Here is a 15,948-nt window from a genome sequence, read left to right as displayed (position 1 = left end):
CCCGAAGGAAGCCGCCCCCATGACACCCGCCCGCGACGAGCACGCCATCGACACCCTGCCACGCCTGGAGGCCCTGCTGGGCACGCTGAGCGATGCCTCCGTCCACAAAGAGCTGCCGTATGTGCACCCCGCCTACCGCGCCATGATCGCGGCGTCGCCCTTTGCCGTGCTGGCCACCACCGGCCCCGGCGGGCTGGACGCCTCGCCGCGTGGCGACCCCGCCGGCTTTGTGCAGCTACTGGACGACAAGACCCTGCTGCTGCCCGAGCGCCGTGGCAACAACCGCGCCGACAGCCTGCGCAACATCGTGGCCGACCCGCGCGTGGCGCTGCTGTTCCTCATCCCCGGCGTGGGCGAGACGCTGCGCGTCAACGGCCACGCGCGCATCAGCGTCGCGCCCGACCTGCTGGCGCGTTTCGTGGTCAACGGCCAGCCGCCAAAGTGTGTGATCGTGGTCGATGTGCAGGCGGTGTACTTCCAGTGCGCGCGCGCCATCCAGCGCTCGCGCCTGTGGCATGCCGTGCCGCCCGGCACCCCGCGCCCCGTGCCCACCCCGGGCGCCATCCTGGCGTCCATCACACAGGGCGCATTTGACGGCGCCGCCTACGACCGCGAACTGCCAGCGCGCCAGCGGGCCACCCTGTATTGAACCGGCACCGCGATCCGTCGCCACAGCGTTGCCCCTGCTGCCAGCGCACACAATGGCGGCTGGATGCGCAGGGCTTGCGCTTCATGGACTCACGGGCCGAACGCGCAGATGCGTGAGGAGCGTGGAGCTCCGTGGGGCGTGAAGCCCACTCACGCGCACGTTCATACCAAGTGAGGGGGAGACATGGATTCCGTGTTGTTGATCGTGGCCCTGGGCGCAGTGGCCGCGGGGTTTGTGCAGGGGCTGTCGGGTTTTGGTTTTGGTATGGTCGCCATGTCGTTCTGGGCCTGGACGCTGGAGCCCCGCCTGGCCGCGCTGCTGGCGGTGTGCGGCGCGCTCACCGGCCAGCTGGTGGCGGCGGCCACCGTGCGCCGGGGGTTTGACCGGGTGCGCCTGCTGCCCTTTGTGCTGGGTGGCCTGGTGGGCATCCCCATCGGGGTGGCCGTATTGCCCCGGCTGGACATGGACGCGTTCAAGGTCATCCTCGGCACGCTGCTGGTGCTGTGGTGCCCGGCGATGCTGATGGCCAAGCAGTTGCCCCGCATCACGCGCGGCGGGCGCGTGGCCGACGCGCTGGTGGGCATGGCGGGCGGCGTGATGGGCGGCCTGGGCGGCTTCACCGGCGTGCTGCCCACCCTGTGGTGCACCTTGCGCGGTCTGGACAAGGACGTGCAGCGCGCCATCATCCAGAACTTCAACCTGGCCATGCTGCTGGTGACCTTCATCACCTACCTGGCCACCGGCCTCGTCACCCGCGAGGCACTGCCGCTGCTGGCCATTGTGGTGCCCGCCATGCTGGTGCCCGTGCTGCTGGGAGCGCGGCTGTACCACGGCATCAGCGATGCGCGGTTCCGGCAGATCGTGCTGGGCATGTTGACCTTGTCGGGCGTGGCGATGCTGGTGGCCAGCCTGCCCAAGGTGCTGGCGCGGCTCGCGTAGGGTTCCATTTGCGTGGGCCGCGCCCGGTGGCCATCCTGTTGTCGACTTGCCGCACATGCCCCGTTACATTGGGAGGGGCATGCACCAAAAAGATGACACCACGCGGCCACCGGACGCGGACGACCGTCTTGAGGCCGGGGCCCCGCGTCGCCGCTATCGCCTTGTCACGCCGCTGAGCCTGGCGATTGCGCTGGGCTGCATCGTTGCCGTGGCGGGCTTGTGGCTGGTCACGCTGCAGCGTGTGGCGTTCGAGCGCGAGCAGGCCGTGGCCTCCGCCATGCAGTCCAACGCCAACCTGGCCATCGCCTTCGAGCAGCAGGTGTTCCGCACCCTCAAGGCGGCCGAGCAGGTGGCGGCCTTCGTGCGCGAGCAGTACCTGCAGCAGGGCACCGACATCAACCTGCGCGACTGGGTGGCGCGCGGCGTGATCCGCGAGCCCATGTTCACCATCATCAGCGTGGTGAACGAGCAGGGCGACATCGTCAGCAGCAGCCAGGAGACCGGGGCCGTCAACTACAGCGACCGCGCCTTTTTCAGGGCGCTGCGTGCCAGCGATCGCGATGACCTGTTTGTGAGCGAGCCTGTGCTGGGCCGTGTGTCGGGGCAGTGGCGCATTCCGATGGCCCTGCGCATCGTGAGCGAGGGAGGCCGCTTTGGTGGTGTGGTGGTGATGTCGGTGGACCCGACGAACTTCACCGACTTTTACCGCCAGGCCGACCTGGGTGCACAGGGGCTGCTGGAGCTGACAGGGCTGGACGGCGTGGTGCGCGGCCGCAAGGCAGGGGGCAAGATCAGCTTTGGCGGCGATGCGCGGGGCCTGCCCTGGTTTCAGCTTCGCGCGCAAGACCCTGAAGGCGAACTGATCGATGAGAACGGCGCGGTGGACGGTGTGCCGCGCATCCTCAGCTACCGCAGCATGGCGGGCTACCCGTTGATGGTGACGGTGGGATCGACCTCCGACGAGGTGCTGGCGCCGGTGATGCAGCGGCGCGTTGACTACCTCGCCCTGGCGGCGGGGGCCAGTGTGGCGTTGCTGTGTTTTGGCGCGCTGCTCATTGTGGTGCTGGCACGCCAGCGGGCCGTGGCCGATGCACTGGCGTCGAGCGAGGGCCTGTTCCGCGCCACCTTCCACCAGGCGGCCACCGGCATCGCCCACATCACGCCCGAAGGCCGCATCCTGCGTGCCAACGACAAGTTCTGCCGCATGCTGGGCTATTCGCTGGAGGAGCTGCGCCAGCGCGACCTGTTTGCGCTGAGCGACGAGGGCGAGCGTGAAGCCCTGCGCCGCTTTCTGGCGCGGCGCCTGGTGGCGCACTCACCCGTGTTCTCCCCCGAGATGGAAAAGGCCTACCGGCGCAAGGACGGCGGCCTGTTGTGGGTGTACGAAGCGCTGGGCCTCGTCAAGGACGCCCAGGGTCACCCGGACTTTCTGGTGGTGGTGACGCAGGACATCAGCGCACGCAAGGAGCTGGAGATGCGCCTGTCGCACGATGTGCTGCACGACGCGCTCACGGGCCTGTCCAACCGCGTGATGTTCCATGACCGCCTGGCGCGTGTGCTCGAAACGGCCCGGCGCCACGGGCGGCACGCCGCAGTGCTCTATGTGGACCTGGACGGGTTCAAGTCCGTCAACGACCAGTGGGGCCATGCAGCAGGCGACCTGCTGCTGCAGCAGGTGGCTCGGCGGCTGGAAGACTGCGTGCGCGCCGAAGACACCGTGGCGCGCCTGGGCGGCGACGAGTTCGGCATCGTGCTGGCCACCATCGAGCGGGCAGACCACTGCGAGGTCGTGGCCAGCAAGGTGCTGTCTGCGATGGAGCAGCCTTTTGTGCTGGAGGGGGCTGTTGCGCACATCTCGGCCAGCGTGGGCGCGGCGCTCTACCCGCGCCATGGCACCGATGCCGATGCGCTGCTCGCCCAGGCCGATGCTGCGATGTATGCGGCCAAGCAGGCAGGCAAGAACCGCTTCAACATCGACACCGCACTGAGCCCGCTGACCGATGACGGTGTTGCAGATCCACCGGGCTGACGAGGAGCCAGCCATCGAGGGATGGCCCTGGCGTTTTACTCCTCATTTGGGAGCATTGAACGCATTATTTATAGGCGCTAGCGGCCTGTTTCATACGAATCACCGCGTCATGATCGGAAAATCACGCACCGGCTTGTCCAGCATGCCCATCAGCTGCCGCAGGGCCTGCGCATCGCCTTCCATGCGCAGCGCGCCAGAGCCGGCCAGCTCCTGCGGTGTGGCCTGGCCGTTCATCAGGCGCAGGAAGGCGGGTTTGGTGAGCAGCAGCGTGGCGTCTGCGGGCCAGGGTGGTGTGCCCGGGCGGTGGTACAGCACCGCGTTCTCAATCCACAGACCATGGTTTTCTTCGGTGTCGGTAAAGCGCAGTGCCACCGCCAGGCGCACGCCGTCCGCGCTCGGGCCGTGGAGCGAGGCGGCCATTGCATCGAGGAACTGCGGGATGGGTGTCTGCATGAGCATGTCGGCCACCGCAGCGCGCGGGCCTGAAGCGTTGCGCGGTGCAGTGCCATGCCGCAGTTCCTGCGCGCCGCTCAGGTAGAAGTTGCGCCAGGGTGCGGATTCAGCGGCGTAGCCCATCTGCTCAAAGCTGCGCGCCATCAGGTCTTTGGCCGCTGCGTTGTTGCTGTCCGCGAGCAGCACATGGCGCAGCAGCTCGGCCGCCCAGCGGTAGTCGCCCGCGTCAAAGGCCTGGCGCGCGGCGACCACCGCAGCGTCCGCGCCGCCTGCCAGGGCCACGTAGCGGCGCGCGGCCTGCACGGGTGGCAGCGGGTCGAGCGTGGAGGGGTGCGCGTCGAACCAGCCCAGGTAGAACTGCGCCACCGCGCGCACGTTGTGTTTGACGGTGCCGTAGTACCCGCGCGATGCCCACTGCGCCGCCAGCGTGGAGGGCAGTTGCACGGCCTCGGCGATCTCGCCGGGTGTCAGCCCGGCGTTGAGCAGGCGCACCGTCTGGTCGTGCAGGTAGCGGTAGGTGTCGCGCTGCGTGGTCAAGAAGGTGTCGATGCGCTCGCGGCCCCACACCGGCCAGCCATGCTGCAGGAAGACCACATCCGCACGGCGTGCGTGCGCAATGGCGCCGTCGATGTAGCGCGACCAGGCCAGCGCATCGCGCACCTTGGCGCCGCGCAGGGTGTAGAGGTTGTGCAGCGTCTGCGAGACCAGCTCGGCCGCGCCGAATGCGCGCAGGTCGGGCAGCTCGAACACCATCTCGGCCGGGGCTTCGGAGCCTGGCACGTTGTGGAACACGAAGCGCACGCCATCAATGTCGAGCGCCTGCGTGGGCTGGTCGATGAGCACGGTGGGCGGCAGGATGCCGATGCGCCCGACCGCCACGGCCATGCCCAGGCCGTTGTCCACCACGCCGCGCGCATCGCGTGGCAACTGGCTGCCATACATGAAGCCCGCGCGGCGCGACATGGCGGGGCCGAGCAGCAGGTTCTCGCTGGTCGCCTCCTCCATGAAGCCCACCGGTGCCACGATGGGCACGCTGCGTGCCTTGGCGTCCTGCGCGGTCAGCACGCCCAATGCGCCGCCGAAGTGGTCCACATGGCTGTGCGTGAACACCAGGCCCGACACCGGTTGCGCGCCCAGGTGCTGGCGCGCGAAGGCGAGGGCGGCCGCCGCCGTCTCCTGCGTGGTGAGCGGGTCCACCACGATCCAGCCCGTGCGGCCCTGGATGAGCGTGAGGTTGGCCAGGTCGAAGCCACGCAGCTGCCAGATGCCCTCACGCACCTGGTACAGGCCGGGGGTCTGGTTCAGGCGCGCATGGCGCCACAGGCTGGGGTGCACGGTGGCGGGGGCCTCGCCCTGCGCAAACTGCAGCGCATCAAAGTCCCACACCACCTGGCCCTGCGCGTTGCACACCTGGCCGCTGGGCGTGGCGATCAGGCCCCGGCGCGCGTCCTCGAAGCTGGCGGGCGCGTTCACGTCCAGTGTGCCCAGGGACGCGGTCTGGCGCGCACGCGTGGCGGCGGTTGCGTCCTGCCGGACATCGGCCACCTGCGCAAAGGTTGCAGGTGCCAGGCCCAGCAGGAGTGGCAAGGCGAGTGCCGCGAGCGTTGGGAGGTTTCGCATGGGGGGGAACCTTTTTTAAGATGAAAAAGGCCTCAAGCGCACAATTTATATGCGCTGGCAGCTATCAAAATTTAAGTAATGCGTTGCCTGGTACGGACGGGTAGGGCCCGCGCACGTGGGCGCGTTCACCCCTTCGCGCCATCACATCGGTTCCAGCCTGATGCGTTTCATCATCGCCTCGGTGAAGCCGATTTCCTTGCCGAAGGCCCGTGTGAAGGTCTCGCCGTCTTGCGGGTTGACCATGCCGCCTTGCTCTTCGAGCGCGGTCACCACGGCGGGTTGGCGCAGGGCGGCTTCGAACGCGGCGCGCACGCGGGACACGATGGCATCGGGCGTGCCGGTGGGCACGGAGACACCGCCCCACGAGGTCAGCTCCACCCCGGGCAGGCCTGCCTCGGCCAGCGTGGGCACACTGGGCAGCTTGGGATTGCGTGCGGGCCCGGTCACGGCCAGTGCGCGCAGCTTGCCGGCCACGATGTTCGAGTACGCCACGGCGGTGATGGGCGCGCCAAAAGTGACCTGCTGGCCCAGCACCGCGTTGACGATTTCCGACGCGCCCTTGTACGGCACATGCGTGGCCTGCGCCTGGCTGACGCTGAGCACCATCTCCACCCCCAGGTGCGAGGGCGTGCCGACACCGCCCGACGCGTAGTCCAGCTTGCCGGGCTGCGCACGCAGGCGCGTGAGCAGGTCGGCCAGGCTGCGGATGTCGCTTTGCGCGTTGACGATGACCACCGTGTCCGAACTGGTGAGTCCGATCACATGGCGGAAGTCCTTGAGGACGTCATAGCCCGGCTGCTTGTACATGCGCATGCTGGCCGCCATGGGCGAGCCGGCGTAGACCCAGGTGTAGCCGTCCGGCGCCGCCTTGGCCGCCTGGCGCGCACCCAGGTTGCCGCCTGCGCCGCCCTTGTTTTCGATGACCACGGGCTGGCCCAGCTCCTTCGACACGGCCTCGGCCACGATGCGGGCCGTGGTGTCCGGGCCCGTGCCCGCGAGGTAGGGCACGACCCATTTGATGGGGCGCGCAGGCCATGCCTCGGTGGCCAGCGCGGGGGCGCCGGCCAGCAGCGGCAGCAAGCCCGCAGCGATCAGTGCGCGGCGGCGCAGGTGGGGGATGGGTTGCTTGGTCATGTCTTGTCTCCTTGTCATTTTCTATGAGGGTTGTTTTGGCGCGCGGTGGGCGGCGTAGCCGCTCAGGGGGATGCCAAAAGCTCTTTCGCGATGGTGTTGCGCTGGATCTCGCTCGTGCCGGTGAGCACGCGGTACATGCGCAGCATGCGGAACAGGAACTCCACGCGCCGGCCCTGCACGATGCCCTCGCCGCCGTGGATCTGCACCGCGCGGTCGGCGATGCGAAAGGCAGCCTCCGAGCAGAACAGCTTGGCCATGGACGACTCGGCGCGCGGCTCGGCGCCCGCATCAATCGCGCGGGCCGTGGCCAGCATCAGCCCGCGCGCGGCTGCCCAGTCGGTCGCCATGTCGGCCAGCATGTGCTGGATGGCCTGGAACTGCCCGATGGCACGGCCGAACTGGTGGCGCTGCTGCGCGTAGTCGCGCGCATCGCGCAGGGCCACCTGCGCCAGGCCCAGCATGGCCGGGCAGTGCAGCAGGCGGTTCACGCTGATGCGGCCCAGCGCCAGCGCCAGGCCGCGCCCGGCCTCACCGATCAGGTTGGCGGCGGGCACGCGCGTGCCCTCCAGCACGATGTTGCCCGTGCTCGTCTGCCCCGCCATGGTCTTGTAGCCCGACTCCACGCGCACCCCGGGCGCATGCAGGTCCACAAAGAAGGCCGTGACCTCGCGCTTTTTCGGGTCGGGGTCGTCGTGTGTGGCGGTGGACGCCAACAGCACTGCGTAGTCGGCAAACGGCGAGCCCGAGATGAAGCGCTTGGCACCCGTGATGACGTAGTCGTCGCCCTCGCGCACGGCGCGCGTCTGCACGTTGCCAGCGTCCGATCCGGCCTCGGCCTCGGTCAGCGCGAAGCAGATGGCCATTTCGGCACGCGCGACCGGCAGGATGAACTGCTGCATCTGGTGCGGCGTGGCCATGCGCGCCAGCGCGCCCACGCGTGGCGGGCCACTGAGCTCGCCAAACACATGGGGAGCGAATGGCGAGCCGCTGGCGTAGATGGCCTCCTTGACCAGCACATGGTCCAGTGTGGACAGGCCCAAGCCGCCCATCTTCTGTGGCAGCGTCATGCCGTAAAAGCCCAGCGCGTGCGAGCGCTTCCACACCTGCTGCAGCAAGGCCTTGTCGGGCGCGTGCTCGTGGTCGATGCCATGCTCGCGCGCCAGCGCGGCCAGCTCGCCATACAGAAACTCGTTGATGCGAGCAATCAGCTCGGCCGCCTGTGGCGAGCCTTCAAAAGGCATGCCGGGAAACAGCGGCGCGGGAAGGGGGGATGCGATGTCATTGTTCATGTCTGGATTCCTTGTCGTTGGCTGTGACAGCGGGCTCTGGAAACTGGCGCAGGCCCAGGCGAGAGACGCCGAGCAAGGGCCGCCCCGCAGCGATGGCGTCGTCCCCCTTCCCGCAGCGCGCAGCGATGCGAGAGAAGGGGGAAGGCGCGCAGCGCCTCAGGGGGATGTACCTAATTCACCATCCGCCCACGCCCTTCCCAGTACGGGGCCTGCACGGCACGGCGCATCACCTTGCCGTTGGGGTTCTTGGGCAGGGTGGTGACGAACTCAATGCGCCGTGGCCGCTTGAACCCGCCCAGGTGCTGGGCGCAGAACGCGTCGATCGCAGCGGTGGTGTCGGCACCGGCCGCACGACCGGGCTTGAGCACCACGTGCGCGGCCACGGCCTCGCCCCATTTGTCATCGGGTACGGCAAATACGCAGGCATCGGCAATGGCGTCGTGCTGGTACAGCACGGCCTCGACCTCCGACGGGTACACGTTGAAGCCGCCGCTGATCACCATGTCTTTCTTGCGGTCCACGATGTAGACGTAGCCCTCGTCATCCATGCGGGCCAGGTCGCCCGTGTGGTACGCGCCGTCCTTGAGCACCTCGGCCGTCAGCTCGGGGGCGCGCCAGTAGCCCGCAAAGATGTCATCGCCACGCACCACGATCTCGCCGATCTCGCCGGTGGCCACGGGCTGGCCGTCGTCGCCCAGGATCTGCACATCGCATTCCAGAAACGGCCGTCCGCACGATGCCAGCCGCTCTTGCCGCGCAGCGCGGGCAAACAGATGGTCTTCCACCGACAGGCCGCACACGCCCGAGGTCGTCTCGCCCGCGCCGTAGCCTTGCTGCAGGATGGGCCCGAACACATCCATGGCCTGCAGGATGCGCGCGGGCGCCATGGGGGCGGCGCCGTAGCCCAGGCGCAGCAGGTCGGGCAGGGGGCGGTACTGGCCCTCCAGCTCGGTCAGCAGCATGTTGATCATGGTGGGCACCATGAAGGTGTGGGTCACGCGGTCGGCCCGCATGTCGGCGATGAAGCGCGGGGGCTCGAAGCCGTTGAACAGGCGGATGGTGACCCCCTGGCACAGCGCCGGCACCATCTGCATGCCCGATGCGTGGGTGATCGGGCCCACCAGCCCCAGGATGTGGCCGGGCTGCTGCCCGTCCGAACGCGTGAGGAACTTGCGCAGCTGCGCAAGGCGGTTGCCGAAGGTCTGCATGGCCGCCTTGAGCACACCCGAAGAGCCGGAGGTGTAGTGCAGCACGGCGACTTCGTCCTCGCACACGACCACCGGGGTGAAGGTGTCACTGGCCAGGGCCAGTGCCGCTTCATACCCTGCGGGGCCCGCATCGTCGGTCAGCAGCAGCCGGGGCATGGCGCCGGGCATGCATTGCGCCACATGCGGGCGGATGGTCTCGGCACGCTCGGCGGTGGTCACGATCAGCGCCGCACCGCTGTTGGCGGCAATGGCGCCGACCTCGGTGGGCGAGAGCCGGGCGTTGAACGGCGCCTTGATCAACCCGGCCTTGTAGCAGGCGATCTCGATCTCGACGACCTCGACACAGTTGGGCAGGTAGATGCCCACGCGGTCACCGCGCTGCAGGCCCAGGCCGAGCAAGGCGTTGGCCAGGCGGTTGGTGCGCTGCTCCAGATCGGCATAAGTGATGCTGCGTGCGGGGCTCTTGACCGCCATGCGGCGGGCATGGGCACGGGCGCTGCGCGCCACGAGGGCGCCGACGTTGGCGACCACGCGCGGGGGAATGGGGGGCGAGGTGGTAATGGCTGTCTCCTGAAACACCGGCCCCGTCGAGCGCGGGGCATGGGGTCACTGTTCCAGAAGAAGGGGTATCAGGGAAATACCGATTGCTGATGGGCAGGCATCACTGAAATTGATGCCCTTGCCATAGCGTGCCTTCCGCACACACTGCGTGTACGGCTGCGAGCGAGCTACGCAGCCTTCGTACGAGGGGGCGGCTTTTTTGCGGAGGATCTGGCCGGCTTGGCGGCGTTGAGTGCCACTGCCGCGCGGATGAGCGACTTGAACGCCTCCGCATCCACCACGTCGCCCTCGTGAATGTCGATGGCGCGCCGCGCATTGCCGTCCAGGCTGGCGTTGAACAGCCGCGCCGGGTCCGGCAGCGAGGCGCCCTTCAAAAAAGTGAGTTTCACGGCGGCCTTGTAGCTCTCGCCGGTGCAGAGGATGCCGCCCAGCGACCATACGGGCGTTCCCATCCACTTCCACTCCTCCACCACGCCGGGGGCGGCCTCATGGATGAGCGCACGCATGCGTGCCAGCACCGGGCCGCGCCAGTCGGCCAGGTCTGCGATGCGCTGATCAATGAGGGTGGAGGCGGGTTGGGGCAATGCAGTGGTTGTGGATGCCATGGCGGTGTCTCCTGAAGCGGAATCGTTAGAGCCTTTATGGGAATGTGATCAGTCGGCACCCAGGGGCTTGCCCGCCGCCTGCAGCACCTGCGCGATGAAGCGGGCCTTCTCCTCGCGGTAGCGGTCCATCCCCTCAGATGCGAATCGCTGCTTGAGCCGGTTGTACTCTGCCACCAGGGCGGGGTCGGCGCGCAAGGCATCGCGAAAGTGCAGAAAGCATTCGAACGGCGAGCCGCAGGCCACCACCTGCAGTGCAACGTCCATCGTGGCGCCGGGCCACAGCAGCATGCACAGATCAGGCGCGCGCAGGGTGTCGGCCTTGGCGCTGCAGCCTGCGGCTTCGAGCGCTGCCACGCCCGGTGCATGGTCTTGCGGCGGCACCAGCACGCAGATATCGAGGTCACCCTTGGAGACTGCACCGGGAATGGACGAGGCGCCGATGTGTTCGATGCGCGCCTGCGGCACGATTGCAGCCACCTGGGCAGCCACCGCGGCAAACGTGGCTGCGGCGTCGTCCTGGTACTGCGCGGATTCGAGCAAGGTCACTGCGGTCACTCGGGTCACACAGCGGCCTCCCACCTGCCCGATATCACCAGCTCCCGCACCACGGCCTCCAGCGCGTCCATCACCACCTGCATCACCCCGTCCACCTCGCGGTCCGCAGCGGTGGCCAGGGTGTAGCTGCGCGTCATCTCCGGGTTGACCACGCGGGCCACCATCCAGTCGGTACCGGAGGCAGGGGCATCCCCCAGCGCGCAGGCAGGGGTGAAGGTGAAGCCGCCCCCGCACGCATACAGCGAGCGGATCACCCGCGCGGAGTCGTGTTCGTGGGCGATGTTCAGGGCCACACCGCGCGCGGCGGCGGCTTCTTCGACCCGCTGGCGGATGGTGTAGCGGCGCGACTGCAGCACCAGGGGCTGTGCGGCCGCATCGGCAAAGTCGATGGTGGGGCGCATGGTGGGGATGGCGGCGCGCGCTGCCGTGGCACGCGCGCCGGCCCGGCGCACAGCAGGCGCTTGGGCCGTGGCCGCTGTGTCAGGCGCTGGTCGCAGCAGCGCACGCACCGTGCCGCCGGGGTCGTGCCCGCAAAAGTACATGGCCTCGCGCACCAGGGGCCGGCAGTGCAGGCCCTCCACCTGCGCAGCGTCGACCAGAACGCCGATGTCCGCACGCCGGTCCAGCATGGCTTTCCTGACCATGAGGCTGAGGTCGTCGAGCACGAACACCCGAATGCGCGGGTGCGTGTCCTTCAGGTGCGCCAGCAACGGGCCCATGAGCAGCGATGACAGCAGAAACGGCACGGCAATCGTGACCGATCCCTCTGGCCCCTGCGGCAGGCGCTGGATGCGCTCCCGCATGGCCGAGGCGTCGCTCAAAAGCCGCCGGGCGTCCTGGTAGAGCTGCACGCCAGCCTGCGTGGGCGTGACGCCCGCGTGCGAGCGTTCCAGCAGCTGCGCGCCCAGTTCGGACTCCAGCTTCTTGATCTGGGCGGTGAGGGCGGGCTGCGCAATGTAGAGGCTGCCCGCCGCCCGCGAGAGGCTGCCGGCCTCGACCACGGCGATGAAGTAGCGCAGGCTTCGGAGATCCATGGGGCAAGACTGTAGCGGGGTCCGTCCTTGGCGCGCGCCATGCCCGCCCAGGCGGCCGCGCATTCGGCGCGAAGCCCCGTGGTGGGCCGCGCAGGGCAGGCTTTCAGTCGCCCATCACCACGCCCTCGCGGCGTGGATCGGCCCCGCCCATCCACAGCTTCTTGCCATGCGCCTGGCCGCGTGTGATGGCTTGCAGGCCGCTGGTCATGTTCATCTCGCGCACCTCGGCACCCCGGGCGCGCAGGGCCTCGACGGTGGCGGGTGGGAAGCGTTTTTCTTCCAGCAGCGTAGGGCCGTTCATCGAGCCGAAGTTGGGCAGATTGATGGCCTGCTGGGGCATCAGGCCCCAGTTGAGCACGCCGTAGAGCGTCTTGGCGGTGTAGTGGATGATGGCCGCGCCGCCGGGGCTGCCGCCGCTCATCAGCAGCTCGCCCGTGGCCTTGTCGAAAACGAGGGTGGGCGACATGGACGAGCGGGGGCGTTTGCCGGGTTGCACGCGGTTGGCTATCGGCTGGCCTTGGGCGTCGGTGGGGGCAAAGCTGAAGTCGGTGAGTTCGTTGTTGAGCAGGAAGCCTTTCACCATCTGCCGCGCACCGAACTGGTCTTCGATGGTGGTCGTCATGGCGACCGCGTTGCCGAAGGCATCGACGATGCTGATGTGGCTGGTGCCGTATTCAGGCTGGTCGGGCATGGCTCCGTGGTTGATGCGGATGACGGCCGGGTTTCCGGGCGCTGCGATCTTCATGCTCTGCGTGCCGATGAGCTTGGCGCGTTCGGCCAGGTAGGCGGGGGCCAGCATGCGGTCCCAACTGTCGCCGGGCGGCTGCACAAAGTCGGGGTCGGCCACATACAGCGCGCGGTCGGCAAAGGCCAGGCGAGCGGCTTCGGTGTACAGGTGCAGCCAGTCGGCCGATGGGATGCCGTCTTGCAGGGGCTTGGCGGCGGCGTCGGTGTTTTTCAGGATGCCCAGGATCTGCCCGATGGCGATGGCCCCAGAGCTGGGTGGTGGAAAGCCGCACACGCGGTAGTCCTTGCTGGCCACCTGGTAGTCGTGGCACAGCGCCTCGCGCTTCTTGGGCTGGTAGCCCGCCAGGTCGGCCAGGCTGAGCTTGCCGGGGTTGGTGGGGTGCTTTTGCACCTTGTCCACGATGGCCTGGGCGACCTCGCCTTCGTGCAGGGCCTTGCTGCCTTCAGCGGCAATCTTACGAAGCACGGCGGCCAGCTCGGGGTTGCGCAAGTTCACACCCACATCGCGCGCGTCGCCATCGGCCTTGTAGAAGTAGGCGGCGGCCACGGGGTCCTTCTTGAGGTGGGCGTCGGCCTTGACCAGCGTGTTGAGCCGAGCGCTGACCTTGAAGCCGCCTTCGGCCAGCGTGATGGCGGGCTGGAACAGCGTGGCCCAGGGCAGCTTGCCGTGCTGCTTGTGCGCCAGCTCCAGCATGCGAACGGTGCCGGGCACACCCACCGAGCGGCCGCCCACCACACCGTCGTAGAACGGCACGGGCTTGCCGTCGGCACCCAGAAAGAGTTTTTCATCGGCGGCAGCGGGCGCGGTTTCGCGGCCATCGTAGGCCTCCACCAGCTTGCCGTTGCTGTGCAGCAGGAAGGCGCCGCCGCCGATGCCGCTGGACTGGGGCTCCACCAGCGTCAGCACCATCTGCACGGCAATGGCTGCATCGACGGCCGAGCCGCCGGCCTTGAGGATCTGGTAACCCGCATCGGTGGCCAGCGGGTTAGCAGCAGCCACGGCAAACTTCTCCGTGGCCCAGCCCGGTTTTTCGGTGTAGCCGGACGAGCCTTCAGGCTGGGCGGGCACGGTGTAGGCGAACTGGGTTGGCGCACCGGCGCAGCCTGCCAAGGCCATCAGAGTGGCGAGGGCCGCAGGGGCCAGCAGGTTGCGACTGAACGGGCGGCGCAGGTGCGACGTGGCAGGCAGGGCAGTGGGTGACATGCGGGTCTCCTGTGGGTGCAAGCAGCGAAGCGGCCATGGTAAGGGGCCTTGCTGCAGCCTGCGAGGGCGTGCAGGAGGCTGCCCCTGGGGTTTGTGCTCCGATTGAAGGTGTTTTGCGGCGGTAGCGCTAGTGCAATATGCCTGAGCAGCTATCAAAAAGATAGTTGTTACCGACCGTCAGCGGCGGTTCACAGGCCATCCCTGGGCCCTGGCGGGGCGCAACGACTGGGGGCTCGCCTGCCCGGCGGGTTGGGTCACGCCTTCCCAGGTTGCCTCAGGCCGCCTGGGGCCCCGCGCGGCCGTCTTCCACCACAAACCGGGCGAGCGTGGATGCGCCACTGTCAGCGCGCAACGGGTCGTCCACCACACGCAGCGTGGTGGACCAGCGCGTGGGGGTGATGTCGGCCAGGCCGTAGCCGCGCTGGTCGCAGCGTGCCAGCAGCACATGCGGGTTGTGGCGAACGATGGCGTCCACCTTGGCCTGCGTGGTGCCCGACCGCGAACTGATGGACGTGCCACAGAACTCGCTGGCCACCACGGCCGAGTCGGCGCGAGCGGCATCGGCATGCACGCGGCAGACGTAGTTTTGGTGGATGTCTCCGCCCAGCAGCACCGTGTTGCGCGGCGTGTGCCGGGCCACCGATTGCAGCAGACGCTGGCGTGCGGCGGGGTAGCCATCCCAGGCGTCGGTGGGCACCGTGCCAGAGGGGTAGTGGCGTGGCGAGAACAGCGTCTGCTGTGCGATCACGCTCCAGCGTGTGGCCTGTGCGCTGGCTGTGTCGGCGGCCAGGCCCGCGTCCAGCCAGCGCTCTTGCGTGCTGCCCAGCAGGGTGCGCTGTGGCTGGGCCAGCTCTGCGCAGTCGGCGAGGCGCACGGCGGGTGCGCTGCTGGCCTCGGGTGTGCGGCAGGCCTGCCAGCTGCGGTACTGGCGGCTGTCGAGCAGGTGCACGTGCGCCAACCGGCCCCAGCGCAGGCGGCGGTAGATCTGCAGCGTGTCCCAGCCGGTGGCGGACGCGGGGCCCCGGAGGCTGGTCGTGCGCAGCGGCATGTTCTCGTAAAACGCCTGCCAGGCCGCGCTGCGCTGGGCCAGAAAGGCGGCGCTGCCCGGGCTCTCGCCACGGCTTGCCTCGGCGGCATAGTCGTTTTGCACCTCGTGGTCGTCCCAGGTCACGGCCCACGGGCAGGTGGCGTGGGCCAGCTGCAGGGCCGGGTCGCTCTTGTGCAGGGCGTACCGGTCGCGGTAGTCGGCCAGCGTGGTGGCGTGGCGCAGGCTGTGGGTGCGCGCCAGATCGGTGGTGGTTTTGGGTGTGGCGTATTCGTAGATGTAGTCGCCCAGGAACAGCACCAGGTCCGGCTGGTCAGCAGTCAGATGGCGCCACGCCGCGTAGTGGCCATGCTCCCAGCGCTGGCACGAGGCAAACGCCACCCGCAGCGCCCCGGGCATGTCGCCCGCCGCAGGCGCCGTGCGCGTGCGGCCGGTGGCGCTCACCGCATCGCCCAGCATGAAGCGGTAGTGGTACCAGCGTGCGGGTTGCAGGCCTTGCAGCTCCACATGCACGCTGTGGCCCAGCGCAGGCAGCGCAGTGGCCTCGCCCTTTTGAACGATCTGGGCAAACCCAGCGTCGTGCGCCACCTCCCACCGCACGGTGTGGGTGCTCAGCATCTGCGCTGGATCGACGAGCAAGAGCCGCGTCCAGAGCACCATGCCATCAGGCGCCGGGTCACCACTGGCGACGCCAAGGGCAAAGGGGTTGTTTTGCAGCGCGGGCGGATTGCTCCAGGCCCAGCGGGGGAGGGTGGCGACGGAGGCAGCCAGGGCTGCGTTGCGCAGGAACTGCCGTCTTTGCTCGGATGTCAATTCAGCTGCCCTTTGCGTCGGGCGCCGTGCTCAGAAACTGACGCAACCCAGACCAGTGGCCGC

General features: G+C 68.6%; 12 protein-coding genes. 3 read left to right on the top strand and 9 right to left on the bottom strand.

Annotated features, from left to right (window positions below; genetic code table 11):
- The first annotated feature begins 19 nt into the window (after nucleotides 1-19).
- The 3 genes from AC07X4_RS14620 to AC07X4_RS14610 all read left to right on the top strand — a co-directional run bounded on the left by AC07X4_RS14620 (nucleotide 20) and on the right by AC07X4_RS14610 (nucleotide 3,617).
- Nucleotides 20-649 carry a pyridoxamine 5'-phosphate oxidase family protein gene (locus AC07X4_RS14620; RefSeq protein WP_494740481.1) on the top strand — a complete coding sequence of 210 codons (630 nt, stop codon included), beginning with the start codon at nucleotides 20-22 and terminating at the stop codon, nucleotides 647-649.
- Between the two features lie 183 nt (nucleotides 650-832).
- Nucleotides 833-1,588 carry a sulfite exporter TauE/SafE family protein gene (locus AC07X4_RS14615; protein WP_056743307.1) on the top strand — a complete coding sequence of 252 codons (756 nt, stop codon included), beginning with the start codon at nucleotides 833-835 and terminating at the stop codon, nucleotides 1,586-1,588.
- 79 nt (nucleotides 1,589-1,667) lie between these two features.
- On the top strand, nucleotides 1,668-3,617 hold the full coding sequence (locus tag AC07X4_RS14610; RefSeq protein WP_494740480.1) for a bifunctional diguanylate cyclase/phosphodiesterase: 1,950 nt from the start codon (nucleotides 1,668-1,670) through the stop codon (nucleotides 3,615-3,617).
- Nucleotides 3,618-3,716: 99 nt separating this feature from the next.
- On the opposite strand, the gene AC07X4_RS14605 is transcribed toward AC07X4_RS14610, so the two are convergent.
- The 9 genes from AC07X4_RS14605 to AC07X4_RS14565 form a co-directional block, all read right to left on the bottom strand.
- A complete protein-coding gene (locus AC07X4_RS14605) occupies nucleotides 3,717-5,690 on the bottom strand; it encodes an alkyl/aryl-sulfatase (protein WP_494740479.1) in 1,974 nt (657 codons plus the stop codon).
- A gap of 141 nt (nucleotides 5,691-5,831) precedes the next feature.
- Nucleotides 5,832-6,824, bottom strand: a complete 993-nt coding sequence (locus tag AC07X4_RS14600; protein WP_494740478.1) for a Bug family tripartite tricarboxylate transporter substrate binding protein — start codon at nucleotides 6,822-6,824, stop codon at nucleotides 5,832-5,834.
- Nucleotides 6,825-6,886: 62 nt separating this feature from the next.
- Nucleotides 6,887-8,113 (bottom strand): acyl-CoA dehydrogenase family protein, encoded by a 1,227-nt coding sequence (locus AC07X4_RS14595; protein ID WP_494740477.1) that lies wholly within the window; start codon nucleotides 8,111-8,113, stop codon nucleotides 6,887-6,889.
- A 170-nt stretch (nucleotides 8,114-8,283) separates the two neighbouring features.
- Entirely contained in the window at nucleotides 8,284-9,852 is a 1,569-nt protein-coding gene (locus tag AC07X4_RS14590; protein ID WP_494740476.1) for an AMP-binding protein, read from the bottom strand.
- Nucleotides 9,853-10,049: 197 nt separating this feature from the next.
- On the bottom strand, nucleotides 10,050-10,487 hold the full coding sequence (locus tag AC07X4_RS14585; protein WP_494740475.1) for a DUF1801 domain-containing protein: 438 nt from the start codon (nucleotides 10,485-10,487) through the stop codon (nucleotides 10,050-10,052).
- A 48-nt stretch (nucleotides 10,488-10,535) separates the two neighbouring features.
- On the bottom strand, nucleotides 10,536-11,051 hold the full coding sequence (locus AC07X4_RS14580; RefSeq protein ID WP_494740474.1) for a GrpB family protein: 516 nt from the start codon (nucleotides 11,049-11,051) through the stop codon (nucleotides 10,536-10,538).
- Nucleotides 11,048-12,076, bottom strand: coding sequence for a LysR family transcriptional regulator (locus tag AC07X4_RS14575; protein WP_494740473.1), 1,029 nt, complete (start codon nucleotides 12,074-12,076; stop codon nucleotides 11,048-11,050). The genes AC07X4_RS14580 and AC07X4_RS14575 overlap by 4 nt, the downstream gene beginning before the upstream one ends.
- Nucleotides 12,077-12,179: 103 nt before the next feature.
- Nucleotides 12,180-14,027: a gamma-glutamyltransferase family protein gene (locus AC07X4_RS14570; RefSeq protein ID WP_494740472.1), complete on the bottom strand. Its 1,848-nt coding sequence runs from the start codon at nucleotides 14,025-14,027 to the stop codon at nucleotides 12,180-12,182.
- Nucleotides 14,028-14,301: 274 nt separating this feature from the next.
- Nucleotides 14,302-15,885 (bottom strand): alkaline phosphatase D family protein, encoded by a 1,584-nt coding sequence (locus tag AC07X4_RS14565; RefSeq protein WP_494740471.1) that lies wholly within the window; start codon nucleotides 15,883-15,885, stop codon nucleotides 14,302-14,304.
- Nucleotides 15,886-15,948 lie beyond the last annotated feature (63 nt).

The sequence above is a fragment of the Acidovorax sp. GW460-11-11-14-LB4 genome, from assembly GCF_059423685.1.
Note: the sequence above shows the minus strand (reverse complement) of the source record. Positions and strands in the feature narration are given on the sequence as shown.